Annotated in this window: 1 protein-coding gene; it reads left to right on the top strand. The window is 80.4% G+C overall.

The features are described from left to right. The coding region (locus ACOV8S_RS18495; protein ID WP_448318934.1) for an FtsK/SpoIIIE domain-containing protein at nt 1-1,267 on the top strand (1,267 nt) is incomplete at both ends.

Here is a 1,267-nt window from a genome sequence, read left to right as displayed (position 1 = left end):
GGCCGGCGGGCTGCGCTCCACCGTGCTGGTGGTCGACGGCGACCCCGGCGGCGCGGACGTGCGCGATGCGGTGTCCCGGCTGGCGCTGAACGGTCCGCGGGCCGGCGTGCACGTGCTGTGCCTGGCCGAGACCGCCCCGGCCTCCCCCGCCTCCCCGCTCACCGAGACCTACGAGACGGCGTGCTCCCTGGTCCCCGCCTTCCGCGCCTGCGGGGCGGTGGCGCTGCTCAGCGGCGACGTCGCCACGGCGCTGCGGCTGCTGCGGGTGGCGCCGGTGGCCGGTGTCCCGGCGCCGCGTTCGGGCACCGGTTCAGCCGCAGCGGCCGGGCCGGTGCTGCCGCGGACCGCGCCGGTGGGCCACGGCACGGTGGGCGCGGTCGACGCGGTCTCGCCGGCCTGGGCCGAGCGGTTCGCCCGCGCGCTGGCCCCGCTGCGGGCCGACGCGCCGCCGTCCCCGTCGCCGAGGGCGGCGGGCCCGCGGGGGCCGCAGCCCGGGCCCTCGCAGCCGCTGCCCGACGCGGCGCGGCTGCTCGACGAGCTGGGGCTCGCCCGCGCCACCCCGTCGTCGCTGCTGGCCCGCTGGGCCGACGCCGCGGACGACCCGGACTCCCCCGGCGGCCGCGCGGTCGCCGTCCTGGGGGCGGGTCCGCACGGGCCGGTGGCCGTGGACCTCGCGGCCGAGGGGCCGCACCTGCTGGTCGAGGGTGCCGTCGGCAGCGGGCGCACGGAGCTGCTGCGGGCCGTGGTCGCCTCGCTGGCGTCCGCGGAACGGCCCGAGCGGCTGGCGGTGCTGCTGATGGACGGTTCCGCTTCGCCGCGCGCCCAGGGGCTGGAGCCGTGCGCCGACATCCCGCACGTCACGGGACGACTGACCGCCAACGACCCGCTGGTCATGCGGGAGTTCGCGCAGTCGCTCAGCGCGGAGCTGAAGCGGCGCGGTGAGGTGCTGGGGCTGATGGACTTCGTCTCCTGGCACGCGGGCCGGATGCCGGCGCGGATCGTGCCGCAGCGGGGGTCCGCGGCGGCGGGACCGGGCGACCCGGTGACGATGCCGCGGCTGGTGGTCGTGGTGGACGACCTCGACGCGCTGCTGCACCCCGCGCTCGGGGCGCCGGGGCGGCCGTCCGCGGGCTCGGTGGTGCGGGCGCTGGAGGCGGTGGCGCGGGACGGCGAGCGGCTGGGCGTCCACCTGGTCGCGGCGGCGGTGTCGGCGGAGGGGTCCGAGGCGGGGCGGCAGGCGGCGCTGCGGGTGCTGCTGGACGACGGC

Source organism: Streptomyces sp. CO7 (assembly GCF_053474865.1).
Note: the sequence above shows the minus strand (reverse complement) of the source record. Positions and strands in the feature narration are given on the sequence as shown.